Source organism: Celeribacter baekdonensis (assembly GCF_003047105.1).
Lineage (GTDB): Bacteria > Pseudomonadota > Alphaproteobacteria > Rhodobacterales > Rhodobacteraceae > Celeribacter > Celeribacter baekdonensis_B.
In genome coordinates this window covers 1,736,432-1,761,608 of the sequence record NZ_CP028475.1, presented here as the reverse complement: position 1 = coordinate 1,761,608, position 25,177 = coordinate 1,736,432, and the positions used below count along the sequence as shown (strand labels likewise).

Genomic DNA, 25,177 nt, shown 5'->3' with positions numbered 1-25,177 from the left:
CTCCGGCGCTGCACCTAGCCTGGTTTGGAAACCGCGTAAGTGCGATCCCAACCGGACATCCCGGGCAAGAGAGTGGCTGCGCTCTATTGGTAAAGGACAGACCAATGGGGCTCTCAAAAACCATCTGGGCCACGCCCACAGAATACCTGCGGCATCACAGCCCGGATCATCCGGTTTTGTTTTTCTCCCCAGCTATCCTGCAATCCACCGCACGTCGCTTTATTAAGGGATTTCAGGGCTTTGTGACCTATGCTGTCAAATCCAACCCGGATGAAACCGTGCTGGCCAATTTGGTCGCCGCGGGCGTCAAAGGCTTTGACGTGGCCTCGCCCGTCGAGATGGACACCATCGCACGCATCGCGCCGGGGGCGCATTTGCACTATAACAATCCGGTGCGCTCGCGCTCTGAAATCCGTCATGCGGTTGCGATGGGCGTGGCCTCTTACTCGGTCGACAGCCATTCTGAACTGGTCAAATTGGGCGAGCTTGTGCCCGCTGATGGGGTTGAGATTTCGGTCCGCTTCACCTTGCCGGTCAAAGGGGCAGCCTATAATTTTGGCGCAAAATTCGGTGCCAGTGTTGAGAAGGCGGTCGATTTGCTCACCTTGGCGGAACAGCTTGGCTTTACCCCGTCGTTGACCTTCCATCCGGGCACGCAATGCACCGACCCGCGCGCCTGGGACAGCTACATCCGCGCGGCGGCGGATATTGCCAAAGCCGCAGGGGTGAAAATCGCCCGTTTGAACGTTGGTGGCGGTTTTCCGTCGCATCGCTTGACCGAGGTGACGCCACAGTTGGAAGCCACATTTGATCTCATCGCGCGCGTGACCCAAGAGGTGTTTGGCGCGGACGCCCCCAAACTTGTCTGCGAGCCGGGCCGGGGGCTTGTGGCCGAAAGCTACAGCTTGGCGACACGGGTGAAAGCGATTCGTGATGACGCGCATGTGTTTCTCAACGATGGCGTCTACGGTGCGCTGTCCGAGTTGCATTTGGTCGGCGTGATCGACCGCATCGGCGTGTTTGGCCCCTTTGCCACGCCGCGCACGGGCCCATCAGTCATGCGCACGGTGTTTGGTCCGACCTGCGACAGCCTCGACAAATTGCCGTCTGATTTGAGCTTTCCTGCGGATATGGAAGAGGAGGATCATGTGATGTTTTACGGCATGGGCGCCTATTCCGTTGCGACCGCGACCAAATTCAATGGTTTTGGTCAGATCACGTTGGAAACCGTCCAAACCCACCGCTGAACCGGCAGTCTCGCTTTTCAAACGGGTCTTTACACATCCCGCCCCGCCGCTATCTATAAGGGGCGGGGTGATTTTTTGAGGACCAAGTGTCAGAGCGCAAAGGGATTTTTGGCAATTTAGGCCTATTGTTCAAGTTCCGCCAAAAGGTGCGAACCTCAGGCGGTGTGCATGGCCGTGGTCCGATCACCCATGTGATCATCATGGACGGGACGCTGTCGTCCTTGGAGCCGGGATTTGAGACCAATGCCGGGCTGACCTATCGGTTGTGTTCGGAGGCGGCGCAGGGCGCGAATATGTTGGTGCGCTACGAGGCGGGCATCCAATGGCGCAATTGGCGCGACACGATGGGCGTGATCGAAGGACGCGGCATCAACCAACAGATCCGGCGCGTTTACGGCGCTTTGGCGTCGCGCTATCGCCCCGGAGATCGGATTTTTCTGTTTGGCTATTCGCGCGGAGCCTATGCGGTGCGCTCGCTGTCCGGCTTGATTGATATGCTCGGATTGCTGCGTGCCGATCAGGCCACAGAGCGCAACATCCGCACCGCCTATCGCCATTATCAAACCGCGCCGCACACGCGCGCGGCGCAGGAGTTTACCAAGGCGCATTGCCACGAGCCTATCGAGATCGCCTTTCTTGGAGTGTGGGATACGGTGGCGGCGGTGGGGCTGCACATGCCAATTGTCTGGCGCTATTCCTCGGTCTTTCACGAGTTTCACACCCATATGCCCGCACGCTGCGTCAAAAATGTTTATCATGCGCTGGCCTATCACGAACGCCGCCGCGCCTATGCGCCGGTGCTGTTTGAAACCAATCCTGAGGCCAAAGGGCAGGTGCTGCGGCAAATGTGGTTTCGCGGTTCACATGGCGATATTGGCGGGCAGCTTTCCGGCAATAACCCGGAGCGTAGATTATCAAACACCACCTTGGTTTGGATGCTGGACAAGGCCGAAGCGGCGGGTTTGGAGTTGCCGAAAGGGTGGCGGATGCGCTATCTCGCGGACCCGCATGGGCCGTCTGTGGGCATGAACCGGGGCTGGGGTAAATTCTTTTGGCTCAGGCAGAAACGTGCGGCGAAACAGGACCCCTCAGAGGTCCTGCATCCATCGATTCGATCATAGGTGGTCCGCGCTTAACCCGTCACGCCCAAATTGGCGCAAACGGCCTTGGTCAGGGTTGGGCGATTGAGCGTGTAGAAATGTAAATCCTCGACCCCGTCTTGGATCAGCGTTTCGCACAGCTTGGTGCACAAATCGACCGAGGCCGCCTGTTGATCCTCCGCCGTTTCAAACGCCTTTGCGTAATGCGCAGGCAGAGGCGTGCCGCAGGCCGCCGCGAATTTTTGCACGCCAGTCCAGCTTGTGATCGGCAAGATGCCAGGAATGATTTTGCCGGTGATGCCCTCTTTGGCGCAGCGGTCGCGAAAGCGGAAAAACGTATCGGCGTCAAAAAAGAACTGAGTGATGGCCGAATCTGCCCCGGCTTTGAACTTTTCTTTGAGCCAAACGATGTCGGCGCTGTCATCTGTGGCATCGGGGTGCGGATCGGGGTAGGCGCCAACGCGAATTTTGAAATTGCCAGTTGCGGCCAAGGCTTCGATCAGCTCGACAGAGTTGGCAAAACCACCCGGAGCGGGGGTGAATTGGCCTGCGCCTTTGGGCGGATCGCCCCGCAGTGCGACGATTTCATTGACGCCCACGGATTTGTAACTGTTTGCAATTTCAAGAGTTTCTTCGCGGGTCGCGTTCACGCAGGTCAAATGTGCGGCAACATTCCAGCCGTATTTGCGGTTCAACAACGCCACGGCGTCATGGGTCAATTCGCGCGTGGTGCCGCCCGCACCATAGGTCACGGAGACAAAGCCCGGCTGCATGTGTTCCAGCGCCTGCACAGTTTCAAACAGGCTAAAACAGGCCTCGATGTTCTTCGGGGGGAAGAATTCAAAAGAGATGTTGGGCGCTTGGGTCATTGTTGTGTCCTTATCAATCGGGGCCCTTGTCTCACAGCGGTTGATGTGAGACAAATTCATAATTCTCAAGATCAACATGAGTGTCATTCACAATGCATCTCGAATTCCGCCACCTGCGTACCATCAAAGCGATCTATGAAGAGGGCGGTTTGGCGCGCGCGGCTGACCGGCTTCACATCACCCAATCGGCCCTGTCGCATCAGGTCAAAGGGCTTGAGGATCAAGCTGGAGTCGAGTTGTTTGTGCGCCGCTCAAAGCCGTTGAAACTGTCGGCGGCGGGGATGCGTCTCTTGGCGCTGGCCGATGAGGTCTTGCCCCGCGTTGAGGCGCTTGAGGCCGAATTTCGCGGCATTGAGGACGGCACGTCCGGGCGGCTGCACATTGCGATGGAATGCCACGCCTGTTTCGATTGGCTGTTTCCGGTGCTTAATCAGTTCCGCAAGGCCTGGCCCGAAATTGACGTCGATATTCGGCAACGTCTGGCCTTTGGTGCGCTGCCCGCTTTGGAGCGCGAAGAGGTCGATTTGGTGATTTCCTCTGATCCAGACACGATTGCGGGCATCACCTTTGTCCCGCTGTTTGACTACGCGCCGATGTGCGTGATGGCGGCCAAACATCCGCTGGCGGCCAAGCCCTATGTCGAGGCGGAGGATTTTCTCGACCAAACGCTCATCACTTACCCGATGGACCGGGCGCGGTTGGATGTGTTTAAAGAGCTTTTGACGCCTGCGGGGGTTGATCCCGCCACGGTGCGTCAGGTCGAATTGACTGATGTGATCCTGATGCTGGTCGCGGCGGGGCGGGGGATTTCGGTGCTGCCCGATTGGGTGATGCGCGACATTCGAAGCCACCCGGACTATGCCGTACGCCCACTGACCGCCACTGGCGTGACGCGCCGGATGTACGCCGGGGTGCGCACCGATGACGCGACCAAACCCTATATGGCCCATGTTTTGCGGATTGCCAAAACCGAAGCGGTGAAATTGCAGCGGGGCTGATCAGGCTTTGAGCAGGGTCTCAAACGTACCGAAGATCATGCGTTTGCCGTCAAAGGGCATGTCACCCAAGGCGGCGATCCGTTCATCTGTTTCCATCGCCGTCATACAGGCCTCAGCCGATGCCATGTCAGGCCATTCGATAAAGGATGTCACGACTGTCTCATCCGGGCCAAGTTGAACCGCCATGGGCAGGGATGTAACCTCACCCGACGGGACAAATGCGCCCCATCCCTCAAACACCTGCAATGCGCCGAATTCTTTGAAAAAAGGTGCCATGCCGGTGGAAACACGCAGATAGGCCTCTTTCTGTGCTGTTGGTACGGGAATGATCGCGATCTGGAAGTAGGACATTCAAAACCTCATTTATGCGGAATGGGAGAAAATGCGGGTATGTTACCATGTAAAAGCTGAAAGGAGACCATTTCTTTGCCCGCACACCCTTGGCAGCGCGGGTTTCGCGGCGTATACGCCCGGTTTGAACATCTCTCGACATCTCTGACCCGGAGCCCGGACCATGCAAGGCAGTGCCAATCTTAACGTTATGATCAAAGCCGCCCGTAGCGCGGGGCGCTCTCTTGTAAAAGATTTCCGTGAAGTCGAAAACCTTCAGGTCTCGTCCAAGGGGGCAGGCGATTTTGTGTCCAAGGCCGATATCAGTGCCGAGCAGATCATTCGGGAAATGTTGATGGAGGCGCGCCCGACCTATGGTTGGGTGGGCGAAGAAAGCAAACCCGTCGAGGGCAAGGATCCGACCCGTCGTTGGATTGTCGATCCGCTTGATGGCACCACCAATTTCCTGCACGGGCTGCCGCATTGGGCGGTGTCTATTGCGCTTGAGCACAAAGGCGAAATCACTGCCGCTGTGATCTTTGATCCGGCCAAAGGCGAATTGTTTTGGGCCGAAAAGGGCAATGGCGCCTGGATGAATGACATGCGTCTGCGCGTCTCTGGCCGTTCCAAAATGATCGAAGCGATTTTTGCCACGGGTCTGCCCTTTGGCGGCCGTGCCGATTTGCCTGAAACCCTGCGTGATCTGGCGCGTGTGTTGCCGGCCTGCGCCGGTGTGCGCCGCTGGGGTGCGGCTGCGCTTGATCTCGCCTATGTGGCGGCAGGGCGCTATGATGGGTTCTGGGAACGCCGTTTGAATTCTTGGGACATGGCCGCAGGGCTTTTGTTGGTGAAAGAAGCCGGTGGCATCGTTGAGCCGCTGCACCCCGAAGGCAATGCGCTTGAGGATGGTGAAGTGATTTGCTCCAATGAGGCGTTGTTTAACCGTTTTGCCGACGTGATCCGCGCCGCCTAAGCCAAGTTAACCCCTCGCTCTTTCCAGCTTGTTTGCTCCAATTTGCATAAATTTGGTTCTTTGCCGTCACGGCGTGAACAATGCGAGCAAGGGCAGTGGTTTTCTTCTGATCTGCTCTCAATTGTCCTGCATCCGCCCAATTTTTGTCGCTTTTCTATGGAAAACCGGGGAAATCATCGGAGGGACAAAACTGTGACACATCGTATTCTTCATTTTTTCAAACGACATGTTGCTGACGAAGACGGGGCTGTGACTGTGGATTGGGTCGTGTTGGTATCTGCCATCATCGGCTTGGCAATCCCGATTATTGCTTTGATCTACAAAGGCATGGGCTTGACGGCTGCGAACATCGATTCAACCTTGGCGACCATTTCTATCGTGACCAACTGATCCGGCTACATCCTCCTGCGATATCGGATTACTGATCCGAAGGGTGATGCACGCCATCCATCCACGGCACGTCTGGTATGTCAGACGGGTTTACCCCCACAATTGCCCCGGCATTGACCCCGTATTGCTGTGGGTTTGAGCGGCGTTGATGGTGGGTGTAAATCCCGCATGTGCCGCAAAAATAGTGTTTCGCCGTCCGTGTTCCGAATTGATAGAGGCTGAGGCTGTCCGCCTTGACCACCTCAATCCCGCCCATAGCTGCGGTTACCATGATCGCACCGCGTCGCCGACAGAGCGAACAATCGCACCGTCGCGCGGTGTTTAACCCATCCAAAAGCTGAACGTTGAGTGCGACCCCGCCGCAATGGCAGGTCACTGTGACGGGCGTGCTGAAATCTTTGGTCACTTGCGTCTCCTGACGATGGGAACTGATGTGGTTTGGATCCGGTAGCGTGCTGCGGCATGGGGCGGCGCGCCGTTGGTACGGTCCCAAAACACTCTCCCGCCGCGCCGCAGCCAAAGCGGGTAGGTGGCAAGGGCGCCAGCAATGAACCCACCGATATGGGCCAAATAGGCCACGCCACCATCACCGCTTGACCCGAGTTCGCCCAAGAGTTGCAGGCCAAACCAAAATCCCAACATCAGCCAAGCGGGCAGGGGGACGACTTTGAAAAAGACGATGAAAAAGAAGAAGACATCGACGCGTGCTTTGGGGAACATAAGCATATAGCCGCCCAAAACCCCGGCAATCGCGCCGGAGGCCCCAACCATCGGAATCCGCGCGTCCGGGGCGGCCAAATATTGCGCCATTCCAGCGGCAACGCCACACAAAAGGTAAAAGATGAGATAGCGTAAATGCCCCATCTCATCTTCAAGGTTGTCTCCGAAAATCCACAAAAACAGCATGTTACCAGCGATGTGCAGGATGCCACCATGCATGAACATGGAGGTGAACAGAGTATAATACCCATTCCCCAAGGAAATCCGCGCGGGCACCATGGCCCAGTTGGAATAGAGACCAAGTAAGGCCCGGTCGTCGCCGTAAGAGGGCAGCATGGCCAAAAACACCGCCACATTCAGCGCGATCAACGCATAGGTGACCAGCGCAGGTCTACGGGACGGGTTGTGGTCGCGAATAGGAAACATGCCGCCACTCTGACCAAGAATGAAAGCCTTTTGCAATCCATTTGCGGCTTGGAGAAGGTGTTGATCGCCAACATCGCACTGTTGCGCAGTGTTTTACGACAATCGGAATAGGCGGCTTTTCGCAAATTGCTGTCGTTGGGCCCCATGGGGCCGCTTCCCTCTTTACACCGCCCGCGTCAACAGTATGGTCTGCCACCACAGCCTCGCGTGCCCGCGTGGTGGAATGGTAGACACATGAGACTTAAAATCTCCCGGCTGAATGGCCGTGCCGGTTCGAGTCCGGCCGCGGGCACCATATCTTGCCATGTCCTTCACAAGAGGGTTGGCCTGATACTTCCTGTGTACATGCGAATAAGAAGAAAAAATGTTGATTGTTACTTCAAGCTCTATCCCGCCTCGGTTCAAATACTTGCCGAAATACTATGCCAATCTGGCCAAACAGGCGACGCGGCCGGATAAGGTCGAGCTTTGGGTTGCACGCAATTATCGGCGCTTTCCCGGCGAGATTCCGCAGTTGCCCGAACTGCCTGATTGGGTCGATGTCAATTGGGTCGAGGATGATCTTGGTCCGGCAACAAAGGTGCTTCCGGCGGCGCAAAAATGGCGCGATCAGGATGTCGATATTGTCTATTGCGATGATGATCGGCTGTATGATCGAAACTGGCTTACTCGCTTTGTCGACAGTAAATCGAAATTTCCGGGGATGGCGTTGACGGAATCCGGGCTGACGCTTGAACAAATTGGCTTGGATCGTGAGGTGCCGCTGCCCGGTCCCGAAGCCATCCCGACATCACGGGCCGAAAACCGCATGTATCGCTGGAAGCGTCGCGCCACTTTGGGTCTGCACCGTCCCGCCCGCTCTCGGTATTCAACGGCAGGCTATGTTGATATTGCCGAAGGTTTTGCGGGTGTGATGGTGCGCCCTGACTGGTTCAAGGACGAAGATTTCAACATTCCGCCAATCCTTTGGACCGTGGATGATGTTTGGCTTTCGGGCTGTCTTTTGCGCCGTGGGATTCATATTCACAGCACGGATGGCGCCATGCGCCCCGTGTCGTACAAGCCATCACATCGTTCCAACCCTCTGGCGAAACATGTCGAAGATGGGGCCGGTCGTATGGAGGCCAATCGCGCCTGTGTGCAGTATTTCCGCGACACCTATGGTGTTTGGCTTTAACGCCTGCGCAGTTTGAATTCGAGTTTGCTGAGCAACGCCAACCACCAGTGTCGTTTCACGTCTTTGTAGACAAAGGGGCGGCGCACTTTCGGGTCTACGCAGATTAGAAAATCCTCTGCGATGGGCCAGTGCGAGAGGTCGCGGGCTTTCATTGCCGCCACCTCCGGGCTGGTCATTGGGACGAACCGTTTGGGATCTGTGCCGACAATGCGGCGCGCAAGACGGGCGGCGAGGGTTTGGGTGCGATGGCGGTAGACCGGCACTTCTGGGACATGAAACACAAAAGGCGCAGCCAGATGTGGCATGGCGGAAAACATCGCGCGAGCTTGTAGAACATTGTCATGCTCTGAATTTTGCACCTGCCATTGCGCCTTGCGCAGGCGCTCTACATGCCACAGCGAGATGTCGAAATAGGCGATCCGTTTGGCATAGTCGGGCTGATCTGGCAGGGCTGGCGTGTCATAGACGCCGCGCGTCGTGTCAGGGGTCAGCAACCGGTGATAGCGTGTCGCCCGTGCGCCGCGCAAAAAGGTGACGGCTAAAAAGGCACAGTTTGGGTCATCCGAGAACACCGTATCTATGGCATCAAAATCGCTCTGATCAAGCTCCCGCACCACTTGAGTGTCGTCTTGTAGCATCAACAGATAGCGCGCTGTGGCACTGTCAAAGGCACGTTGCATATTCGGATACAGCCCGCCATGCCGGGCATGTCCGCTCTGTTTGTCGGGTTGTACGACAGTGCCGTCTGGCAGGGTCGCGAGATAGGCGATCAGCTCTGGATCATCGGAGTTGTCGTCAAAAATGCGCAGGCGCGCCTGCGGTAGGTGGCGTTGCACCGATGCGACACAGTTTTTCAGATAAGCGGGGCGATTGTAGGAAAAAATCGCGACCTCTACATCGCCGTTCAAATCTGTGGCCGCCATATCTACCTGCCTTTTTTCGATGGGCTATTATGCTCGCAAAGCACTTGGTGGCGCAAGGCGGGGCAACGTGCCGTAAGTATGAAAGCGCCCCTTTTCAGGCGCGCTTTCATGTATAAATCGACCATTTTACCGCTACGGGGGAACGGTGTTTTAGGCCCGGATTCCGGCGAATTTTTCTTGCCAGTTTTCGCGGTCTTCATCGGAGATCTTGGCAAATAAATTGTCGGGGACAACGAAAGTTTGGCCGGGTGTCAGGGAGGACAGGCAGCCCGCGACATCTTCGGGCCAGTCAAGCGTGTCGAGCGCCAAGGCCGTGTGCAGTTTGCCCGAGGTGTCCGGAATGAAAGGCGCAGAGAGGCGTGCGTATAGCCCGATCAGGTTCAGGCCCATGCGCACTTGCATCGCCGCCAATTCTGGATCTTCTTTGAAAGTGGACCAAGGGGCTGCGGATTGCAGATATTCATTACCCGCCACCCAAATCGCGCGCAGCGCATTCGCGCCTTTGCGCACGTCAATGGCGTCCATATGGGTTTGATATTCTGTAACTTTTTCGGTCAACTCGGCAATCAATGCGCGCTCTTGGTCGCCGTAGTCTCCGCCCGCAGGCACCTCTTCGCCAAATTTGGAGCGACAGAATTTGGTGATGCGCGATACGAAATTGCCCAACACATCGGCCAGGTCCTTGTTCACACTAGATTGGAAGTTTTCCCAGGTGAACTCAGAGTCTGAGCTTTCGGGCGCATGCGACAACAGCCACCAGCGCCAGTAGTCCGGCGGCAGGATCGACAGCGCTTGATCCATGAACACACCGCGTCCGCGCGAGGTGGAGAATTGGCCGCCATCATAGTTCAGATAGTTGAACGATTTGATGTAATCGACCATCTTCCACGGCTCATCCGACCCCAGCATGGTGACGGGGAAGGACAGGGTATGAAACGGCACATTGTCCTTGCCCATGAATTGCACATATCGCACATCATCCGCGCCTTTGTCGGTGCGCCACCAGCGCTCCCAAGCCGCGTCATCAAGCCCTTGTTTCGCCGCCCATTCGGCACCACAGGCGATGTATTCGATCGGCGCATCAAACCAGACGTAGAACACTTTTCCGTCCATTCCGGTCCAAGGTGCGCCCTCATATTGCACGGGAACGCCCCAGCTCAGGTCGCGGGTGATGCCGCGGTCTTGCAGGCCGTCACCATCGTTGAGCCATTTCTTGGCAATCGAGGTGGTGAGCACGGGCCAGTCGGTTTTGCTCTCAATCCACTCGCTCAAGGCACCGCGCATGTTCGATTGCTTGAGATAGAGGTGCTTGGTTGCGCGGGTTTCAAGGTCGGTCGCGCCTGAAATGGTCGAATGCGGATTGATCAAATCCGTCGGGTCCAACTGTTTGGTGCAGTTGTCACATTGGTCGCCGCGCGCCGACTCGTAGCCACAGTTGGGGCAGGTGCCTTCAATGTAGCGATCCGGCAAAAACCGTCCGTCGGTGACGGAATAGACCTGAGTTTCTTCAATCACCTCGATCAATCCGCTTTCGGCCAGTTTGGTGGCCAGATGTTGGGTCAGGACCTTGTTCTGCTCGCTCGACGAGCGGCCAAAATGGTCAAAAGACAGACGATAGCCCTTGGCGATCTCGGCCTGAATATCATGCATCTCGGCGCAATACTCGGCCACGGGTTTGCCCGCCTTTTGGGCGGCGATCTCGGCCGGGGTGCCGTGTTCGTCGGTGGCGCAGAGGAACAAAACCTCGTCGCCCCGCGCGCGCCGATAGCGGGCGTAAAGGTCGGCGGGCAATTGCGAGCCAACAAGGTTGCCGAGGTGTTTGATCCCATTGATATAGGGCAAAGCTGAGGTGATGAGCGTGCGTGCCATGTGCGTCGTCCGGTCTGTCCGTTGCAAAGTCTTTAGCCTCTCTAGCGCGGCTGCGGCGAAAGGGCCAGAGGGCAGCGCCTGTTCGTGAGTTTTCGCACCATTGCGCATGGATATGTCGCAAAATCGACGTGATCAAAGGGATGCAAAGCGCCTTGGCGAAATCTCTCAGGCCAAGGGCGCGATGATTGATTGCCCTCAGGCGCGAGCGCGTTAGGTTGTGCGCAAACAGGATTGGCGGTCTGCAGGGGTGCAGGCCGGACAGAGATAAAGGAAGCGATGCAATGAAACGGCGCAAAATTGGCAAAAGCGATCTGATGGTGTCCGAGATTTGTCTTGGGTCGATGACTTGGGGCACGCAGAACACGATGGACGAGGGGCATGCCCAGATTGACCGCGCCAAAGGGGTCGGCATCAATTTCATAGACACGGCGGAAATGTATCCGGTCAACCCGGTGCGGGTGGAAACGGCGGGCGACACCGAAGTGATCATCGGTGACTATTTGGCCGCGCGCGGTGGGCGCGAAGATTGGATCATCGCGAGCAAAATTGCCGGCACCGGCAGCGTCAATAAAGAGGGGATCACCGCCGAAAATCTTGAGGCGCGCCTTGATGACTCGCTCAAACGTCTCAAAACCGATTACGTCGATCTCTACCAATTCCATTGGCCCAATCGCGGCTCGTATCATTTCCGTCAAAATTGGAAATTTGACCCCTCGTCGCAGCCGCCCAAAGAGCAGGTTTTGGACAATATGCGGGCCGTTCTTGCAAAGATGACGGAGCTGCAGAAGGCTGGCAAGGTGCGCGAATTTGGCACCTCGAATGAAAGCGCATGGGGCATGGCGCAATGGCTGCGCTTGGCCGAGGAAATGGGCGCGCCGCGGATGCAGTCGATCCAGAATGAATATTCTCTGATGTGCCGCCATTATGACCTCGATCTGGGCGAATTGGCGGTGCATGAAGAGGTCACTCTTCTGGCCTATTCGCCGCTGGCCGCCGGGCTTTTGACCGATAAATACAAAGGCGGTTCTGTGGTGCCGAAAGGCTCGCGCCTTGATTTGAATGGCGATTTGGGCGGACGGGTGAGCCCGCGCGCGTGGCCTGCGGTGGACGCCTATGTCGAGATCGCGAAAAAACACGGGATCGACCCGACGACCATGGCCGTGGCCTGGACGCTGACCCGCCCGTTCGACACGATGCCGATCATCGGCGCGACTTCTGTCGAGCAGTTGGATAAATCTCTGGACGCACGCGATGTGACGCTGTCAAAAGAGCTGCTCAAAGACATCGAAACCGCCTATAAAGCCCATCCATTGCCCTACTAAACGGGGCATATTAGGAGAACATATCATGCGGGCTGCTCTTTGGATTGCGCTTGCCATATTCGCCCTTTCCGCCTGCCAAGCGGAGGCGCCGGAGACGGGTGGGGGCTATGGGCTTGCAGGCTATGATCCGGGGGGACGTGCGCAAAAGACGGCCTGTGAGACGCGCGGTGGGGCGTTTAAACCGGGCGGTGCATCCGGGGCTTTGGCCTGTTTTGTGACACCGAAAGATGCGGGGAAGTCCTGTTCCAAATCGACGGAGTGCAGCACTGGGAATTGTTTGGCACGTTCGCAAACCTGTAGCCCGATCGAACCTCTATTTGGCTGCAATGAGTTGTTGGATACAGAAGGGCGGCGGGTGACATTATGCGTGGATTGATCCAAAATCGAAAATTACGCGATTTGTACAACTTTAATGCGCGAAGCCTGCTCTTTTCTGTTGTTTCTTTGGCCCTTCTTGCAGGATGTGTGACACCCGGCTCTGCCTCCAAACCGACAGGCACGCGCAACCCGGAGGTGGCGATGGCCTCTCTGGCCACGTTGGATACGCTGAAATTTTCTGGCCGTTGGTATGAGGTCGAGGCGTTTGTGCCTGAGGGCGCATCCTGCGTCATCGGCGCTGTGACCTTTACTCAACAAAAATCTGGCGATCTGATGGTGACCGAAGGCCCCTGTGCCGATGGCACGCCGCGTCAAGGGCTGGCCAAACGGATCGGACCGGGACGCTTTGCTTTTGAGGGGACGAGATTTGGGTGTTTTGGGTTGACGCCGAATATCATGTGGCGGTCATTGGGTCGCCTTCGGGGGCGGCGCATGTGTTGTCGCGAGAGATGAGCCTGCCGCCGGATCGGCAGCGCGCGGTGCATGAGATTTTGGCGTGGAACGGTTATGACGTGACCCGGCTGCGCCCGGCGCGGCGCAAATAGACCTCAAAGGAGGGACAAAGATGCGGATTTTGTTTACGGGCGGCTCAGGCAAGGCCGGGCGACATGTCGTGCCCTATCTGGTGGCGCGCGGGCATCGGGTGTTGAACGCCGATCTGGTGCCTCTGGATGCGCCGGGGGTGGACAATCTGACGGTCGATGTGACGGACAGTGGCCAAGTATTTAACGCCCTGACATCTTACGCAAATTTCGATGAATTGGAGCCGGGAACAGGCGTGCCAAGCTTTGATGCAGTGGTGCATTTTGCCGCCGTGCCGCGCATCCTTTTGAAACCTGACAATGAAACCTACCGGGTCAATGTGATGAGCACCTATAATGTGCTTGAGGCGGCGGTGAAGCTTGGCATCAAAAAGGTGATTTTTGCCTCCTCCGAGACCACATATGGCATCTGTTTTGCAGATGGGGCGCGGATGCCTGAGTATCTTCCGGTGGATGAGGATCACCCGGTTGTGCCCGAAGACAGCTACGCCATGTCCAAGGTCGCCAATGAGGTGACTGCGCGGTCGTTTCAGCGCCGTTCCGGTATCGACATCTACGGCATCCGCATCAACAATGTGATTGAACCGGATGAGTATGAGCGCAATTTTCCAACCTATTTTGAACACCCGGCCATGCGGGAGCGTAACATTTTTGGTTATATCGACGCGCGCGATTTGGGACAGATGGTCGATCTGATGTTGGCGAAAGACGGATTGGGATTTGAGATCTTCAACGCCGCCAATGACGATCATTCGGTGACACTGGGCACGCGTGAGATTGCCGAACGATTTTATCCGAATGTGCCGTTTCTGCGTGAGATGGGCGATGATGAGAGCTTTTATTCCAACGAGAAGGCCAAGCGGCTGTTGGGATTTGCGCCCAAACACGGCTGGCGACAAGTCTTGAAACCCTGACCCTTCGCATTTGCTGATGGGGGTCCGCAGGATTTTTGACTAGGCGGTTTGAAAAATCCCGCTTATAGCCCCTGCATGATTATTGAGCGGACATATATGGAGCACGCGCGCCGGATTTTGGTGCTGGGTCTGCCTTTGGCGGGCAGTCAGCTTGCGCAATTTGCGGTTCATATGACCGATGTGATCATGATGGGCTGGTACGGTCTCGACGAGCTGGCTGCTTTGGTCTTGGCCTCTGGGTTTTGGTTCGTGTTGTTCATCCTCTTGGCGGGGTTTGCCTTTGCCGTGATGCCCTTGGTCGCAACGGCCGCCGGGCGGGGGGATGCCACCATGGTGCGTCGCGCCACGCGGATGGCGATTTGGCTGTCCATCATCGCCGCCGTGGTGATCTATCCGGTGTTTGGATTTTCTGACGAGGTCTTGATCGCTTTGGGGCAACAGCCCCATATCGCCGCCATGGCCAAACCCTATCTGGCGGTCGCAGGCTTTGAAATGATCCCGGCCTTGGTGGTTGCGGTGTTTCGGTCGTATTTCTCGGCGCTGGAGCGCACCCGAGTGGTGTTGATCGCGGTGATTTGCGCGGTCGGATTGAACGCTCTGCTCAATTATATGCTGATTTTTGGTGGATTTGGGATGCCGGAACTGGGTGTCTTGGGCTCGGCCATCGCGTCACTCATCGTCTCGACGTTGATGATGGTGGCGCTGGCGGTTTATGCCAAAATCGCAACGCCCGAAAATGACCTGTTCCGCAATCCGTTCAAACCCGATTGGCCGATGTTCGGCACGGTGTTTCGCATGGGGGTGCCCATCGGGGTGACCTCGTTGGCGGAGGTCGGGCTGTTCAATGCCGCCGCCTTGATGATGGGCTGGATTGGTACCGCGACTTTGGCGGCGCATGGGATTGTGCTGCAACTCACCGCCATCGCTTTTATGGCCCAAATCGGTCTGTCGCAGGCGGGCACCATCCGCGCTGGCAATGCCATGGGGCGCGACGATGAGGCCGATCTGCGCAAAGGGGCGCGGGTGGTTGTGGTGATGTCGCTGATGATGGCCGCAGTGTCGTCATCTTTGTTTCTCCTGTTCCCGGATTTTCTCATCGGCTTGTTCATTGCTCCCGATGAGCCAGCGCGTGCCGAAGTCTTAGCCATTGGCGGCATTTTGATGATCTTCGCCGCGATGGTGCAATTCTCGGATGGGGGGCAGGTTGTGGCGCTCTCGCTCTTGCGCGGCTTGCACGACACCGCCGTGCCGATGTTGTTGGCAACGATCAGCTATTGGGTCATCGGATTGCCCGTGGCCTACCTGTTCGGCTTTGTCATTGGCTGGGGCGCAGAGGGCGTTTGGATGGGCTTTGTGTTTGGCCTGACCTCGGCCTGCCTGTTGATGAGCTACCGTTTCTGGGTGCAAAAATCGCGGATTTCGCACAGCGCCTAACGGGCTTATGCGCCATCGCGCTCTTTCATCAACCGATCTGCTTTCTTACGGACCAAAACCGTGCGCAGGTCATGCATCGCCAGCAAAAGCGCGTCGGTGATATTCTCCAACTGATCGTCCGTGCCTCGCGTTTGCGCCCAATGCGCGGTCAGGTTCAGATAATCAATCGCCCGGTGAATGTCGTCAATATCGCGCTTGGCCAGAAGCGCAATCCGCTCGGCCATCCACTCTTCGATGACGCGCATGTCTTCTGTGGAAAGCTCACGCCCGCCTTGTGGTTTGATCTCGCCATTCTTGATGTTGACTGCCGCAATTTGATCCATTTCGATCCGGCGCTGACGGTTTTCCGTATCCACGCGAAAGACAAAGGCGCCGTTCTCGCGGATGCGGAAGTAATATTCAGGGAGATCGACGCTCATGAAAGCCCCGCACAAAAGGTCTGAATCCGGGTGCAGGCCTCTTTGAGGGCGGCGTCCGAGGTGGCGTAAGAGACGCGGAAGTTGGGCGACAGGCCAAAGGCCGCCCCAAACACCACGGCCACACCAGTTTCTTCCAACAACGCTGTGGCGAACTCTTCGTCATTGGTGATTTTGGCCCCGCCTGCGGAGGTTTTGTTCAGGCATCCGGCAATGTCCGGGTAGACGTAGAATGCGCCTTCCGGGGTCGGGCAGGTGATGCCCTCTGCGGCGTTGAGCATGTCGACCACCATATTGCGGCGGCGCACGAAGGCTTCGTTGTTGGAGGTGATGAAATCATGCGGACCGTTCAGCGCCTCAACGGCGGCATATTGCGAGATCGAACAGGGGTTCGAGGTCGATTGCGATTGCACCTTGCGCATCGCATTGATCAACTCCACCGGACCTGCCGCATAGCCGATCCGCCAGCCGGTCATGCAATAGGCCTTGGACACGCCATTGACCGTCAAAGTGCGCGCGTAAAGGCCGGGTTCGATTTCGGCGGGGGTGCAAAATTCAAACCCGTCAAAGGCCAGGTGTTCGTACATATCATCCGACATCACCCACACATGCGGGTGGCGCATCAACACGTCGGTCAGTTCTTTGAGTTCCGCTTTGGAATAGCCAGCACCGGTGGGGTTGGACGGCGAGTTGAAGATCAGCCATTTGGTGTTGGGCGTGATCGCGGCCTCAAGCTGGGCTGCGGTGATTTTGAAATCATGATCGAGCTTGCCCTCGATCGCTACCGGCACGCCGCCCGCCAAAAGCACCATATCCGGGTAGGACACCCAGTAGGGCGCGGGGATGATCACTTCGTCACCGGGGTTCAAGGTGGCAACCAGCGCGTTATAAAGCACCTGTTTGCCGCCGCCCGACACCGAAACCTGAGCGGGTACATAGTCCAGCCCGTTGTCGCGTTTGAACTTGGCGCAAATCGCCTCTTTGAGCTCGGGGATACCATCCACGGCGGTGTATTTGGTTTTGCCCTCTTCGATGGCACGAATGCCCGCCGCTTTGATATGCGCGGGCGTGTCAAAATCCGGCTCACCAGCGCCAAGGCCGATCACGTCCTTGCCCGCCGCTTTCAATTCACGCGCCTTGTTGGTCACGGCGATGGTGGGCGAAGGTTTGACACGCGACAGGGTCTCGGAGAGGAAAGGCATGGGAAAGCGTCCATTATGCTAAGGGTTTGGCCTAGTGATAGCGCCAAAAAGGACCGCTCGCCAAGCGTCGCTTGACGATAATCTTGGTATGGGCGCGATAATCTTGATATGGGTGCACAAAACGTCACAGAGTTGGAGATCGCCATGCCTCAGTTCAGCCCCAAAAACGCAGCCAAGCCGGTGGGTGAGAGCATTGAAATCCGTCGCAAGCGTCTGAAAATCCGGGCATGGCGGCGCGGGATCAAAGAGATGGATCTTTTGATCGGCGGCTATGCGGATGCGCATTTGGCAGATATGGATGCGGCGGCTCTGGACGAGTTTGAGACGCTGATGGATGAGCATGATCAGGATTTGCTGTCCTATGCCACCGGGCTTAAACCCGTGCCAGAGCACCTCAAATCCATGTTGGAGCGGGTGATTGCGGATGCGGATCATCCCTCTTGGGGGCTCATGGGGTAAAGGTTACCAAATCCTTTCCTTAACCCACGCCCTGTCTACGCTATTTTTCCGCCAATTTGTCGAGATTGGAAAAATATGTGATGTTTAACTGAATTTTGGGAAATTCAGGTCAATCTGTCCTTCAAATAGCCTTTGGCGGAGTCACAGATGAGCATGCATTCAGCAATCGTAAAACCAATCGAAACCCCCTTCATGTCTCAGTACCTTGAGGCATTGTCACTCGTGGAGCGGCTGCATCGGCTGCTTCTCGATGTGATCAAGGATGAATTCGAACGGGTCGGCATTCTGGAAATCAACGCGGTTCAGGCGCTTTTGCTGTTCAACGTCGGTGAAAACGAGGTGACCGCTGGGGAATTGAAAACCCGCGGGTATTATCAGGGCTCAAACGTGTCCTATAATCTCAAAAAGCTGGTGGATATGGGCTATATGCATCATCAGCGCTGTGAAATTGACCGCCGCTCAGTGCGGGTGAAACTGACCGCCAAGGGCGATCATGTGCGCGTCACTGTGGCGGATCTGTTTTCGCGTCACGCTGAGGGGTTGCAGGGCAAAGGGGTGATTTCCTCTGAGGGAATCGAAGACATCAACACGTCTTTGCGCCGGGTCGAACGCTATTGGGCCGATCAGATTCGGTATATCTATTGATCATGCGCCGCAGGATTGGCGGCACCGCGACGCGGGTCAATTTTGTGCGGTTTCTTTGGGCTGATCGTCCAGCCACCCAATGGCAAGTGTTTGTAATTCTTTCAAAAGTTTGCGTGTCATGGCGTGTTCATAGTCCTGATAGGACCCGGCGCGTTCGACAAAGGCGCCATAGCCTTTGATCACCGCACCTCTGAAATAACGCTCTAACCCATCTAATTCGCGTTCAATCGCCGCCGCATTCGCCGTGTCCGATCCGGTCGAGACGATTAATCCGTTGATCGTTACGTCACTCAGGTTCGGTTCAAACCGCACCCGCTCTGGCCGGGGCCCCATGTTGGAGCGCCCATCGGCGGAAATATCCAATGTATAGCGCCAACAGCCGGGACGTTCGCTCAACCGATCCCCGCCAAACCGAATGCCTTCGCCCATGGCCGTGCCCGGCCCATGCGCCACCCGTGTTAAGCTACGTAATTTGCGTTGCACCTCTTGCAGGTCGTCTTGGCTGCGCATAGCGGCCCAAGGCACCAAATCGCGCGGCGAGGCGTCGCCGGCCCATTCATAGATCGTGATCCAAACCGGCGCGCCCTCGACGGCCAAAAATGCCCGTGTCACCTCCGGGGCGGCCAAGGCGCGGGCTAGGCCTTCGATTTGCAACTGCCACTCACTGGCATCGACCGAGCCGGACACATCCAACCCCAGCGCCAATGCCTGTCGACAGGTTTCGGCCTGCGCGGGCCCAGCCGCGATAAACGCGACCAAACTCACGCTGAGGAGGGTGGCTTTTACCAATGACCAACACTTTCCATCGACGCCCAAGGCTCTGTGGGCGCAAGGGCTTCGCCTTTTTGCAAAAGCTCGATCGAAATATTGTCCGGTGAGCGCACAAAGGCCATGTGCCCGTCGCGCGGAGGGCGGTTGATCACCACGCCATTGTCCATAAGCGTCTGACAAAGATCATAAATGTCTTCGACCTCATAGGCCAGGTGGCCAAAATGGCGGCTGTCTGAGGGCAGGCCGTCATCGCCGTCCCAATTGTAGGTCAGTTCCACCGGACACTCTTCTTGTCCTTCGGGGGCCATGAAAATCAACGAAAACCGCCCGGATTCGCTGTCCATACGACGAATCTGCCGTAGCCCCAATAGCGTGAAAAACGCCATGGTTTTTTCCAAATCTTTGACTCGAACCATCGTGTGCAAATAGCGCATGTCCATCCTCCTTGCGTGTTTGGCGTGAGTCTAACCTTTTGCGCGGGTTTTTCCATCCCCGAGCCGGTTCAGCCTTGGCTTGCCCCCTGTGCGTCAGTAATACTGGGACCAAACTCGCGCCTACTATATCTTGGGGATAATGCCGTGCACCAATACCATGACCAGTTGAAAACCATCCTTGCCCATGGCGTTGACACTACTGATCGCACCGGCACCGGCACGCGATCTTATTTCGGCCTTCAGGCGCGCTACCCGCTCAGTGACGGGTTTCCCTTGGTCACCACCAAAAAGCTCTATCTGCGCGCCATCATTCATGAACTTTTGTGGTTTCTCTCCGGCGACACCAACATCACGTATCTGCGCGATAACAAAGTGACGATTTGGGACGAATGGGCCGATGAAAACGGCGATTTGGGTCCGGTTTACGGCGCGCAATGGCGCAAATGGCCGGGCGGCGAGCGCGGCACATTCGATCAGATCGCCAATCTCGTTGAGGCGATCAAGAAAAGCCCCGATTCGCGCCGCCTGATTGTCTCCGCTTGGAACCCCTCTGAGGTCGATAATATGGCGCTCCCGCCCTGTCACACCCTGTGGCAGGTCAAAATTCTGGGCGGAAAATTGCACCTTCAACTCTACCAACGCTCCGCCGATATGTTCCTTGGCGTGCCGTTCAACATTGCGTCTTATGCGCTTTTGTTGCAAATGCTGGCGCAGGTGACAGGCTATGAACCGGGCGACTTCATCCATTCCATCGGTGACGCACATATCTATTCCAATCATATGGAACAGGTCGCATTGCAACTTACGCGCACGCCCAAACCACTGCCGACCATTCGGATCAACCCTGAGGTCAAAAGCCTGTTCGATTTTACATATGACGATTTCGAAGTGCTGGATTACGATCCCGATCCTGCCATCAAAGCCCCGGTTGCAGTCTAAGGAGCCTTGCCATGATCACGCTCATTGCCGCCCGCGACCGCACCGGTGCCATCGGCAAAGACAACACTATCCCATGGGACGCGCCCGAAGATTTGCGGTTTTTCATGCGTGAAACTATGGGGGCGCGGTCATCATGGGCCGCAACACTTGGGAGAGTCTGCCGTTTAAACCTCTGAAAAATAGATTGAATATTGTAGTGTCCTCGCAAGGTGTCGATCACGATCATGTCTTTGCCAGCGTTGAGGACGCGATCGAATTCGCGCGCTCTGAACACCGTGCCCGCATCTACGCCATGGGGGGATTTGGCATCTACTCCGCCATGCTGCCGCTGGCCGACCGTTTGGTGATCACCGAGGTCGATACCGAAGTCGAGGGCGCCGATACATGGTTCCCAACCTTCGATCCAACGCAGTGGCGCGAAGTCTCGCGGATGGTGCTGCGCGCCGAGGGACCGAAGTGTGAGGTTGTGGAGTGGGTGCGATAAATTTGGGTCAACTGCGGGATAATGACGCCAATGTTGCGCATTTAGAAACAATTTTACCCCCAAATCACCAAATCCTTGCCGCAAGGGCCAAAGCTGAGTTATCCTTTGCCCATATAGATTTACGCCCAAAATGGGCCTGTGTTCCGGAGTGTGTAGAATGATGAAGGCCGCGTTGACTGCCGCTGTGATGACCCTTGGGGCGAGCCCGATGTTTGCCGCGGACACCCAGCCCTATGACCCCGTTGTCAAACATTTCGCCTATGAGAAAAATGTCGAAAATTTCTGTCCGGCGGGCACGCAGCCGATCCGCTATAACGGCGTGGTGTGTTGCGGTGTGCCAAATGCGACGGGTTATGGCGACGCTCCCGTGAGCCAGCGACGCTATGTGCCCGCGATGGCGTCAAACACCACCGATCCGAAATCTCCGAATTATGTGCCGGAGCGGATTTCGATGGGCTCTGGCAGCTAAGTCTGGGAACCAGGTGTCGAATTTAAAATCCCGCCCGGCGTTAAAAGGGCGGGATTTTTTGTCACTCGGCGGCGTCTTCAACCCGTTCCGAGAGAATAAAATCGGCTACAGCCGCGCCTAATGTCTCGTGCGATTGCGCCTCAAGATGGACGCCATCAACCTCAGAAACAGCCACCACAGAATTGGCATCAAACACCGCCACATCACGGGCCTCGGCTACGGCGCGGACGGCCTCATAGGTGGCCATGGATTTGGCCTCAGCGCCTTGATAATGCTCGGTTAAAACGCCCAAAGCGCGTGGGGCGGGGGCAGGATCAGAAAGGGTTCAAACCCGCCATGGCGCGTTTGCATTTCGTCGGAGAGCGCGACATCAAGGTGAAACGCGGCGGCCTCGGCGATGTCTTCTGGTGTGGCATCAAACTGCGCCTTGAGATCATTGGTGCCCAACATGATGGTCAGTGCGTCAATCGGCCCGTGGCTTTCAAGCGCAATAAAAAGGCCCAAACGCCCGTCCATATGCGGTCCCATTTCGGGGTCGGGAAAGGCAAAGGTCCGCCCCGGCAAGCCCTCTTCGATCAGATCCCATCCCAGACGTTCCGCCATCACCACAGGCCAGCGGCGCATATGGCGTGGCAGATCGGAAGGACGCGTGAGCATCGGTTGAGTGCCGTGGGTATTGCTGTCGCCAAAGGTGAGGATCGTGGGCACGGGGGCCTCCAAGTTGAGCATAGAAAACGGCCCCGGAGTGGCCCCGGGACCGCCAAAGATCAACCGAAAAGTGGTTTAGATCGCTTCGAGTTCGGAGGCAGAGGCGCGGCCATCGCGGCCATCGCGCAGCTCATAGCGGATTTTCATATTGTCGGCGAGGCCAGTCATGCCCGCGCGCTCGACGGCAGAAATATGGACAAATACGTCTTTGCCGCCATCATCGGGGGCGATAAAGCCGAAGCCTTTGGTGGTGTTGAACCATTTTACAGTGCCGGTGGGCATTGTCATCACTCCTATCATGTCATCCGCCACAACGTGCGACGGGCCGGTGCAGCCAGGTCTTCCAAGTCTTCCAGCTGCCCCGTAAGAAGGAGCGGTCGTTCTAGAAAGTCAGCAGTCACGAGATAAGTTTGCCTCAAGTTGAAAATAAGGCAAGCAACAAGTTTATAACACTGCGCAGATGCGGTTTTTTGAGCGGTTGGGGCTGTAGATTGGGCGCTTGGTGAACCGAAAAGGGATTAAAATGACGGTTATTTATGGGATTAAGACGTGTGACACCTGCCGCAAGGCTGTCAAAGCGCTCTCGGCAGAATTGCGCGACATCCGTGCCGAACCGCTGTCTGCGCAGGACGTGGAGCGGTTCCATGCGGCCTTTGGCGATGCGATTTTGAACACCCGCTCGACCACATGGCGGGGGTTGTCAGAGGAAGAGCGGGCGCGTGCGCCTCTGGCTCTGTTGGCCGATCATCCAACGCTGATGAAACGCCCGGTGATCGAAAAAGACGGTGTTTTGTACCTTGGCTGGGGCAAGGATGTTCAGGCCGCTGTTTTGGCCTGAACCCGGTTCCAGATCAGCCGGTCCAGCGAGATCCAGCCGCCGCCCAAGCCAATGAGCACGGCAAATCCGAGCATCCAAAAGCCGCGTTGGTCCAAAATCAACGCATCGGAGGTCCGGTCAAACCACGACCCGACGGTGGCGGGATCGACCCCATGGCCGATCACATCCGTGAGCGATTGCACGAGGACAAAGCCAACCATGCCAAAAGCGGCCAGACGGGTGAACAAGCCGAGAATCAGCAGCGCGGGCAAGATGATTTCGGCGTAGCTGCCCGCCATCACTACGGCCCATTCAAACAGGCCGAAGCCCGAAATGTCATAGCCCGCCGCCTCCATTTTGCGTGGGAACACTTGGGCGTAGGCATTGAACGTTGGTGTAAATGGCCCGGACAATTTGGTTGCCGCCGAGGCCCAAAAGTAGCGGGCCAACACCCCGGCAAAGGTGAGGCGTGCGAGCAGGGGCAGGGCGGAGAGCGCCAGACTGTTGATGCGATCGAACGTGGTTTTAAGGTCAAACATGGGCTGTGTCCTGCGGTAAGGTGAGCGCCCCGCCGGTCAGCAGTGCGGAAAGAAAGACCGAAAGGTCGAGGAGGGGGGGGGCGACAGTGAGCGCCTCATCCAGAGACGTCCCCGCGTTCAAAGCCATCAGAACGGCACTGGTGCCGGGAGGAAAACCCGTCGCCACCGGATCAAAGATGGCGCGGGTGACCAGGGCGGTTTCGGCCCCGCCGGTGGGGTTTGGTCCACCAAAAGCGGCGGCGTGAATCTGGGTTACAGGATAGGCGCTTTCGATCCAAAACACCGAAGGGGCGAGCCGCAGCGGGCGTATCAACGCGTCGGGGGTTTGCAGGGCGTCGGGTGTGAGCGCCGTGGTATCGGCGGCGTGATAGCTTTGGCGCAGGGCGTATTCGAGCCGGGCGACATCGGGCAGATAGGGGAGGTGGCGCAGGGGGTCAAATCCGGCCAGAAAATCGGGGAACGTCTCGCCGTAGAGTGCCAGTCGGGGCGATTTTGGCGGGTGTGCGCGCAGATAAACCCCTGTCATCGCGTCAAAAAACGCCGTGCCGAGCAAAGATTTTATCGCTGGAAACCCTGACGAGAGGGCCTCTTTCAAACTGACCGCGACGTTGTTGCGATAGACATTAAAGCGTGCAGATGCGGGGCGACCTGACGCATCGGTGAGGCCCGTCGGGACAGGGGCGTCTGGGTTAAGCACGGCGTGGATGAAGGCGGATTGGGTCATGCAGGCACCGTTTGCAACAGGGCGGCGGCACGGTCGGCCTCTGCGGCCAAAACGTCCCATTCGGGCACATCGGTGTCCCATTCGATCAAGGTTGGTTTGGCACCGCCGACGGACAACGTATGGGCATAAAGCGCCCAAACCGGGTCGGCCACTTCGCGCCCATGGCTGTCAATCAATAACGGGGCGCCGGTCTCATCCGCGTCTTGATCATGGCCGCCAAGGTGGATTTCCCCCACGGCGTCATGAGCGAAAGCGTCGATATAGGCGATGGGGTCAAAGGCCAGATTAGAGGCGGAGACAAAGACGTTGTTGACGTCCAGCAAAAGCCCGCAACCGGTGCGTTTGGCGATTTCGCGGAGGAAATCGACTTCGTCGTAGGTGCTTTCAGAAAAGGCCAAATAGGCAGACGGGTTTTCAAGCAACATTTGCCGCCCGATCCGATCTTGCAGCTCGTTAATATGGGCGCAGACGCGGGTCAATGTGGCCTCGGTGTAGGGCAGGGGCAGCAGGTCGTTGAAAAAGGCGTCACCATGGGTGGACCAAGCCAGATGTTCGGAAAACCGAGCCGGTTGAAGCCAGTCGATCAGGTGCTTGAGCCGAGCCAGATGGTCGGGATCTAGCCGTCCTTCGCCACCGATTGAGAGGCCAACACCGTGCACGGAAATCGGGAACAGATCGGAGAGGGCGCGCAGTTGAGCAAGAGGTCGCCCGCCTGCACCCATGTAATTTTCTGCATGGATTTCAAGCCATTCCACCGGGGTGTTGCCCAATGTCAGGTTTGAAAAATGCTGAGGTTTGTAGCCGATGCCCGCGCCGTTTGGCAGGGCGTCACGCCGGATGTCGTGGTGGCCGCCACTGTGGCCGCCACTTTGGCTATCATGGTGGTCCAACATCTTATCCCCCCCGAAGGTTCGCGTTTGAAAAAGAGGGTCCGGCACTGGACGGCACCGGACCCAAA

33 protein-coding genes, 1 tRNA gene and 1 pseudogene are annotated in these 25,177 nt (G+C 57.0%); 19 read left to right on the top strand and 16 right to left on the bottom strand.

Translation table 11 applies throughout. From position 1 onward, the window contains the following. Positions 1–104 precede the first annotated feature (104 nt). Together DA792_RS12180 and DA792_RS12175 are read left to right on the top strand one after the other, a co-directional pair. Complete coding sequence (locus DA792_RS12180; RefSeq protein ID WP_107720172.1) at positions 105–1,247, top strand: type III PLP-dependent enzyme; 1,143 nt, start codon at positions 105–107, stop codon at positions 1,245–1,247. 86 nt (positions 1,248–1,333) lie between these two features. Next, positions 1,334–2,368: a DUF2235 domain-containing protein gene (locus DA792_RS12175; protein ID WP_107720171.1), complete on the top strand. Its 1,035-nt coding sequence runs from the start codon at positions 1,334–1,336 to the stop codon at positions 2,366–2,368. Between the two features lie 11 nt (positions 2,369–2,379). Here the strand turns inward: DA792_RS12175 and metF are convergent, their stop codons facing one another. Beyond that, entirely contained in the window at positions 2,380–3,216 is an 837-nt protein-coding gene (gene metF / locus DA792_RS12170) for a methylenetetrahydrofolate reductase [NAD(P)H] (protein ID WP_107720170.1), read from the bottom strand. A gap of 92 nt (positions 3,217–3,308) precedes the next feature. On the opposite strand from metF, the gene DA792_RS12165 reads away from it, so the two are divergent. Next, positions 3,309–4,214 carry a LysR family transcriptional regulator gene (locus DA792_RS12165; RefSeq protein ID WP_107720169.1) on the top strand — a complete coding sequence of 302 codons (906 nt, stop codon included), beginning with the start codon at positions 3,309–3,311 and terminating at the stop codon, positions 4,212–4,214. On the opposite strand, the gene DA792_RS12160 is transcribed toward DA792_RS12165, so the two are convergent. After that, positions 4,215–4,565 (bottom strand): DUF1428 domain-containing protein, encoded by a 351-nt coding sequence (locus DA792_RS12160; RefSeq protein ID WP_107720168.1) that lies wholly within the window; start codon positions 4,563–4,565, stop codon positions 4,215–4,217. Positions 4,566–4,728: 163 nt separating this feature from the next. Between DA792_RS12160 and DA792_RS12155 the strand changes: the two genes are divergently transcribed. Together DA792_RS12155 and DA792_RS12150 are read left to right on the top strand one after the other, a co-directional pair. Continuing rightward, on the top strand, positions 4,729–5,517 hold the full coding sequence (locus DA792_RS12155) for an inositol monophosphatase family protein (RefSeq protein WP_107720167.1): 789 nt from the start codon (positions 4,729–4,731) through the stop codon (positions 5,515–5,517). 192 nt (positions 5,518–5,709) lie between these two features. Continuing rightward, complete coding sequence (locus DA792_RS12150; RefSeq protein ID WP_254679688.1) at positions 5,710–5,907, top strand: hypothetical protein; 198 nt, start codon at positions 5,710–5,712, stop codon at positions 5,905–5,907. Positions 5,908–5,935: 28 nt separating this feature from the next. Here DA792_RS12150 and DA792_RS12145 read toward each other — a convergent pair whose 3' ends face one another. Further along, positions 5,936–6,313 carry a GFA family protein gene (locus tag DA792_RS12145; RefSeq protein ID WP_107720166.1) on the bottom strand — a complete coding sequence of 126 codons (378 nt, stop codon included), beginning with the start codon at positions 6,311–6,313 and terminating at the stop codon, positions 5,936–5,938. Continuing rightward, on the bottom strand, positions 6,310–7,053 hold the full coding sequence (locus DA792_RS12140; RefSeq protein WP_107720165.1) for a rhomboid family intramembrane serine protease: 744 nt from the start codon (positions 7,051–7,053) through the stop codon (positions 6,310–6,312). The genes DA792_RS12145 and DA792_RS12140 overlap by 4 nt, the downstream gene beginning before the upstream one ends. Positions 7,054–7,262: 209 nt before the next feature. Between DA792_RS12140 and DA792_RS12135 the strand changes: the two genes are divergently transcribed. Both DA792_RS12135 and DA792_RS12130 read left to right on the top strand, forming a co-directional pair. Beyond that, a tRNA-Leu gene (locus DA792_RS12135) sits at positions 7,263–7,348 on the top strand. A gap of 69 nt (positions 7,349–7,417) precedes the next feature. Beyond that, the gene (locus DA792_RS12130; protein ID WP_107720164.1) at positions 7,418–8,230 is read left to right on the top strand and encodes a hypothetical protein; all 813 of its coding nucleotides are present in this window, start codon (positions 7,418–7,420) and stop codon (positions 8,228–8,230) included. On the opposite strand, the gene DA792_RS12125 is transcribed toward DA792_RS12130, so the two are convergent. Further along, a complete protein-coding gene (locus DA792_RS12125) occupies positions 8,227–9,153 on the bottom strand; it encodes a glycosyltransferase (RefSeq protein ID WP_107720163.1) in 927 nt (308 codons plus the stop codon). The genes DA792_RS12130 and DA792_RS12125 overlap by 4 nt on opposite strands. Before the next feature lie 150 nt (positions 9,154–9,303). Then, on the bottom strand, positions 9,304–11,022 hold the full coding sequence (gene metG / locus DA792_RS12120) for a methionine--tRNA ligase (protein ID WP_107720162.1): 1,719 nt from the start codon (positions 11,020–11,022) through the stop codon (positions 9,304–9,306). A gap of 281 nt (positions 11,023–11,303) precedes the next feature. Here metG and DA792_RS12115 point away from each other — a divergent pair, with 281 nt between their 5' ends. From DA792_RS12115 to DA792_RS12095, 6 genes are all read left to right on the top strand, one after another. Then, entirely contained in the window at positions 11,304–12,344 is a 1,041-nt protein-coding gene (locus tag DA792_RS12115; protein ID WP_107720161.1) for an aldo/keto reductase, read from the top strand. Between the two features lie 25 nt (positions 12,345–12,369). After that, complete coding sequence (locus tag DA792_RS12110) at positions 12,370–12,720, top strand: hypothetical protein (RefSeq protein ID WP_107720160.1); 351 nt, start codon at positions 12,370–12,372, stop codon at positions 12,718–12,720. Between the two features lie 89 nt (positions 12,721–12,809). Continuing rightward, positions 12,810–13,175 carry a hypothetical protein gene (locus DA792_RS22445; RefSeq protein WP_199908212.1) on the top strand — a complete coding sequence of 122 codons (366 nt, stop codon included), beginning with the start codon at positions 12,810–12,812 and terminating at the stop codon, positions 13,173–13,175. Continuing rightward, positions 13,094–13,267, top strand: a complete 174-nt coding sequence (locus tag DA792_RS12105; RefSeq protein ID WP_159075259.1) for a lipocalin family protein — start codon at positions 13,094–13,096, stop codon at positions 13,265–13,267. The genes DA792_RS22445 and DA792_RS12105 overlap by 82 nt, the downstream gene beginning before the upstream one ends. A gap of 20 nt (positions 13,268–13,287) precedes the next feature. Continuing rightward, on the top strand, positions 13,288–14,178 hold the full coding sequence (locus DA792_RS12100) for an NAD-dependent epimerase/dehydratase family protein (protein ID WP_107720158.1): 891 nt from the start codon (positions 13,288–13,290) through the stop codon (positions 14,176–14,178). A 75-nt stretch (positions 14,179–14,253) separates the two neighbouring features. Continuing rightward, entirely contained in the window at positions 14,254–15,612 is a 1,359-nt protein-coding gene (locus tag DA792_RS12095) for an MATE family efflux transporter (protein WP_107720157.1), read from the top strand. A 5-nt stretch (positions 15,613–15,617) separates the two neighbouring features. Here the strand turns inward: DA792_RS12095 and DA792_RS12090 are convergent, their stop codons facing one another. After that, on the bottom strand, positions 15,618–16,031 hold the full coding sequence (locus DA792_RS12090; protein WP_107720156.1) for a hypothetical protein: 414 nt from the start codon (positions 16,029–16,031) through the stop codon (positions 15,618–15,620). Continuing rightward, positions 16,028–17,230 carry a pyridoxal phosphate-dependent aminotransferase gene (locus DA792_RS12085; protein ID WP_107720155.1) on the bottom strand — a complete coding sequence of 401 codons (1,203 nt, stop codon included), beginning with the start codon at positions 17,228–17,230 and terminating at the stop codon, positions 16,028–16,030. The genes DA792_RS12090 and DA792_RS12085 overlap by 4 nt, the downstream gene beginning before the upstream one ends. A 144-nt stretch (positions 17,231–17,374) precedes the next feature. On the opposite strand from DA792_RS12085, the gene DA792_RS12080 reads away from it, so the two are divergent. Further along, positions 17,375–17,689: a succinate dehydrogenase assembly factor 2 gene (locus tag DA792_RS12080; RefSeq protein WP_217621092.1), complete on the top strand. Its 315-nt coding sequence runs from the start codon at positions 17,375–17,377 to the stop codon at positions 17,687–17,689. Positions 17,690–17,836: 147 nt separating this feature from the next. Beyond that, the gene (locus tag DA792_RS12075; protein ID WP_107720154.1) at positions 17,837–18,334 is read left to right on the top strand and encodes a MarR family winged helix-turn-helix transcriptional regulator; all 498 of its coding nucleotides are present in this window, start codon (positions 17,837–17,839) and stop codon (positions 18,332–18,334) included. A 36-nt stretch (positions 18,335–18,370) separates the two neighbouring features. Here the strand turns inward: DA792_RS12075 and DA792_RS12070 are convergent, their stop codons facing one another. Further along, positions 18,371–19,123 (bottom strand): DUF1194 domain-containing protein, encoded by a 753-nt coding sequence (locus DA792_RS12070; protein ID WP_159075258.1) that lies wholly within the window; start codon positions 19,121–19,123, stop codon positions 18,371–18,373. Then, positions 19,117–19,545, bottom strand: a complete 429-nt coding sequence (locus DA792_RS12065; RefSeq protein WP_107720152.1) for a VOC family protein — start codon at positions 19,543–19,545, stop codon at positions 19,117–19,119. The genes DA792_RS12070 and DA792_RS12065 overlap by 7 nt, the downstream gene beginning before the upstream one ends. Before the next feature lie 138 nt (positions 19,546–19,683). On the opposite strand from DA792_RS12065, the gene DA792_RS12060 reads away from it, so the two are divergent. The 3 genes and pseudogenes from DA792_RS12060 to DA792_RS12050 all read left to right on the top strand — a co-directional run bounded on the left by DA792_RS12060 (position 19,684) and on the right by DA792_RS12050 (position 21,431). Next, the gene (locus DA792_RS12060) at positions 19,684–20,478 is read left to right on the top strand and encodes a thymidylate synthase (protein WP_107720151.1); all 795 of its coding nucleotides are present in this window, start codon (positions 19,684–19,686) and stop codon (positions 20,476–20,478) included. Positions 20,479–20,489: 11 nt separating this feature from the next. After that, positions 20,490–20,962: pseudogene (locus tag DA792_RS12055) on the top strand (dihydrofolate reductase). A 157-nt stretch (positions 20,963–21,119) separates the two neighbouring features. Next, positions 21,120–21,431: a hypothetical protein gene (locus tag DA792_RS12050; RefSeq protein ID WP_107720150.1), complete on the top strand. Its 312-nt coding sequence runs from the start codon at positions 21,120–21,122 to the stop codon at positions 21,429–21,431. A gap of 61 nt (positions 21,432–21,492) precedes the next feature. Here the strand turns inward: DA792_RS12050 and DA792_RS22815 are convergent, their stop codons facing one another. The 3 genes from DA792_RS22815 to DA792_RS12040 form a co-directional block, all read right to left on the bottom strand. Further along, positions 21,493–21,678: a hypothetical protein gene (locus DA792_RS22815; RefSeq protein WP_254679686.1), complete on the bottom strand. Its 186-nt coding sequence runs from the start codon at positions 21,676–21,678 to the stop codon at positions 21,493–21,495. Between the two features lie 32 nt (positions 21,679–21,710). Beyond that, positions 21,711–22,139 carry a GDSL-type esterase/lipase family protein gene (locus tag DA792_RS12045; RefSeq protein WP_254679685.1) on the bottom strand — a complete coding sequence of 143 codons (429 nt, stop codon included), beginning with the start codon at positions 22,137–22,139 and terminating at the stop codon, positions 21,711–21,713. A 75-nt stretch (positions 22,140–22,214) separates the two neighbouring features. Further along, positions 22,215–22,421: a cold-shock protein gene (locus DA792_RS12040; RefSeq protein ID WP_009570975.1), complete on the bottom strand. Its 207-nt coding sequence runs from the start codon at positions 22,419–22,421 to the stop codon at positions 22,215–22,217. 241 nt (positions 22,422–22,662) lie between these two features. On the opposite strand from DA792_RS12040, the gene DA792_RS12035 reads away from it, so the two are divergent. Next, the gene (locus DA792_RS12035) at positions 22,663–22,977 is read left to right on the top strand and encodes an arsenate reductase family protein (protein ID WP_107720149.1); all 315 of its coding nucleotides are present in this window, start codon (positions 22,663–22,665) and stop codon (positions 22,975–22,977) included. Here DA792_RS12035 and DA792_RS12030 read toward each other — a convergent pair. From DA792_RS12030 to bufB, 3 genes are read right to left on the bottom strand one after another with little or no spacing between them, the layout of a single operon-like run. Beyond that, entirely contained in the window at positions 22,956–23,495 is a 540-nt protein-coding gene (locus DA792_RS12030; RefSeq protein ID WP_107720148.1) for a DoxX family protein, read from the bottom strand. The two genes, DA792_RS12035 and DA792_RS12030, sit on opposite strands and share 22 nt — an antisense overlap. Continuing rightward, the gene (locus tag DA792_RS12025) at positions 23,488–24,219 is read right to left on the bottom strand and encodes an HvfC/BufC N-terminal domain-containing protein (protein WP_107720147.1); all 732 of its coding nucleotides are present in this window, start codon (positions 24,217–24,219) and stop codon (positions 23,488–23,490) included. Before DA792_RS12025 ends, DA792_RS12030 begins: the two co-directional genes overlap by 8 nt. Next, positions 24,216–25,112 (bottom strand): MNIO family bufferin maturase, encoded by an 897-nt coding sequence (gene bufB / locus DA792_RS12020; protein ID WP_254679684.1) that lies wholly within the window; start codon positions 25,110–25,112, stop codon positions 24,216–24,218. Before bufB ends, DA792_RS12025 begins: the two co-directional genes overlap by 4 nt. Positions 25,113–25,177: the final 65 nt, after the last annotated feature.

Excerpts from the sequence above, each read along its gene's own strand:
- DA792_RS12180 (WP_107720172.1), top strand. The coding sequence starts at position 105 with ATGGGGCTCTCAAAAACCATCTGGGCCACGCCCACAGAATACCTGCGG.
- metF (WP_107720170.1), bottom strand. The coding sequence starts at position 3,216 with ATGACCCAAGCGCCCAACATCTCTTTTGAATTCTTCCCCCCGAAGAAC.
- DA792_RS12165 (WP_107720169.1), top strand. The coding sequence starts at position 3,309 with ATGCATCTCGAATTCCGCCACCTGCGTACCATCAAAGCGATCTATGAA.
- DA792_RS12160 (WP_107720168.1), bottom strand. The coding sequence starts at position 4,565 with ATGTCCTACTTCCAGATCGCGATCATTCCCGTACCAACAGCACAGAAA.
- DA792_RS12155 (WP_107720167.1), top strand. The coding sequence starts at position 4,729 with ATGCAAGGCAGTGCCAATCTTAACGTTATGATCAAAGCCGCCCGTAGC.
- DA792_RS12140 (WP_107720165.1), bottom strand. The coding sequence starts at position 7,053 with ATGTTTCCTATTCGCGACCACAACCCGTCCCGTAGACCTGCGCTGGTC.
- DA792_RS12130 (WP_107720164.1), top strand. The coding sequence starts at position 7,418 with ATGTTGATTGTTACTTCAAGCTCTATCCCGCCTCGGTTCAAATACTTG.
- DA792_RS12125 (WP_107720163.1), bottom strand. The coding sequence starts at position 9,153 with ATGGCGGCCACAGATTTGAACGGCGATGTAGAGGTCGCGATTTTTTCC.
- metG (WP_107720162.1), bottom strand. The coding sequence starts at position 11,022 with ATGGCACGCACGCTCATCACCTCAGCTTTGCCCTATATCAATGGGATC.
- DA792_RS12115 (WP_107720161.1), top strand. The coding sequence starts at position 11,304 with ATGAAACGGCGCAAAATTGGCAAAAGCGATCTGATGGTGTCCGAGATT.
- DA792_RS12110 (WP_107720160.1), top strand. The coding sequence starts at position 12,370 with ATGCGGGCTGCTCTTTGGATTGCGCTTGCCATATTCGCCCTTTCCGCC.
- DA792_RS12100 (WP_107720158.1), top strand. The coding sequence starts at position 13,288 with ATGCGGATTTTGTTTACGGGCGGCTCAGGCAAGGCCGGGCGACATGTC.
- DA792_RS12095 (WP_107720157.1), top strand. The coding sequence starts at position 14,254 with ATGATTATTGAGCGGACATATATGGAGCACGCGCGCCGGATTTTGGTG.
- DA792_RS12090 (WP_107720156.1), bottom strand. The coding sequence starts at position 16,031 with ATGAGCGTCGATCTCCCTGAATATTACTTCCGCATCCGCGAGAACGGC.
- DA792_RS12085 (WP_107720155.1), bottom strand. The coding sequence starts at position 17,230 with ATGCCTTTCCTCTCCGAGACCCTGTCGCGTGTCAAACCTTCGCCCACC.
- DA792_RS12080 (WP_217621092.1), top strand. The coding sequence starts at position 17,375 with ATGCCTCAGTTCAGCCCCAAAAACGCAGCCAAGCCGGTGGGTGAGAGC.
- DA792_RS12075 (WP_107720154.1), top strand. The coding sequence starts at position 17,837 with ATGAGCATGCATTCAGCAATCGTAAAACCAATCGAAACCCCCTTCATG.
- DA792_RS12065 (WP_107720152.1), bottom strand. The coding sequence starts at position 19,545 with ATGGACATGCGCTATTTGCACACGATGGTTCGAGTCAAAGATTTGGAA.
- DA792_RS12050 (WP_107720150.1), top strand. The coding sequence starts at position 21,120 with ATGATGAAGGCCGCGTTGACTGCCGCTGTGATGACCCTTGGGGCGAGC.
- DA792_RS22815 (WP_254679686.1), bottom strand. The coding sequence starts at position 21,678 with ATGGCCACCTATGAGGCCGTCCGCGCCGTAGCCGAGGCCCGTGATGTG.
- DA792_RS12040 (WP_009570975.1), bottom strand. The coding sequence starts at position 22,421 with ATGCCCACCGGCACTGTAAAATGGTTCAACACCACCAAAGGCTTCGGC.
- DA792_RS12035 (WP_107720149.1), top strand. The coding sequence starts at position 22,663 with ATGACGGTTATTTATGGGATTAAGACGTGTGACACCTGCCGCAAGGCT.
- DA792_RS12030 (WP_107720148.1), bottom strand. The coding sequence starts at position 23,495 with ATGTTTGACCTTAAAACCACGTTCGATCGCATCAACAGTCTGGCGCTC.
- DA792_RS12025 (WP_107720147.1), bottom strand. The coding sequence starts at position 24,219 with ATGACCCAATCCGCCTTCATCCACGCCGTGCTTAACCCAGACGCCCCT.
- bufB (WP_254679684.1), bottom strand. The coding sequence starts at position 25,112 with ATGTTGGACCACCATGATAGCCAAAGTGGCGGCCACAGTGGCGGCCAC.